Origin of the sequence: Gordonia alkanivorans NBRC 16433 (assembly GCF_000225505.1) — a bacterium.
In the GTDB taxonomy this organism is placed as follows: Bacteria; Actinomycetota; Actinomycetes; order Mycobacteriales; family Mycobacteriaceae; genus Gordonia; species Gordonia alkanivorans.
Window position 1 is genome coordinate 1 of sequence record NZ_BACI01000126.1, and the last position, 445, is coordinate 445.

The following is a 445-nucleotide window of genomic DNA, read 5'->3' on the forward strand; positions in this document are numbered from 1 at the left end:
CTGTAACTCTTGGGGAGGTTGTGAACGGCGTGGTGCCGGTCAACAGGTGAGGGCCTCCGGTATCGATGTGGTTACCACACACACGCCGATCACCAAGAGGCCCTCATGACCCACCGTAATGCCTTCCTCACCGAACGTGGCCGTCTGGCCCTGGCTCAGTGCGTCGTCGATAAGAACTGGCCTCTACGACGGGCCGCCGAACGGTTCAACTGCTCACCGGCCACGGCCAAGAAGTGGGCCGACCGCTACCGGCAGACCGGTGAGGCCGGCATGGCAGATCGGTCCAGCCGCCCCTACCGGTCACCCCATCAGCTCCCTGTGCGCCGGGAACGTCGAATCATCAAGTTGCGGTTCCTGCGTCGCTGGGGCGCTGCACGAATCGCTGCGCACCTGCGGCTAGCAAAATCGACCGTCGAGGCGGTGTTGCGCCGGTATCGGATGCCGC

At 64.5% G+C, this 445-nt stretch carries 1 protein-coding gene; it reads left to right on the top strand.

What is annotated here, in order from left to right:
* Positions 1 to 105: 105 nt before the first annotated feature.
* On the top strand, positions 106 to 445 hold a 340-nt coding region (locus GOALK_RS23695; protein ID WP_006361226.1), incomplete at its 3' end, for an IS481 family transposase.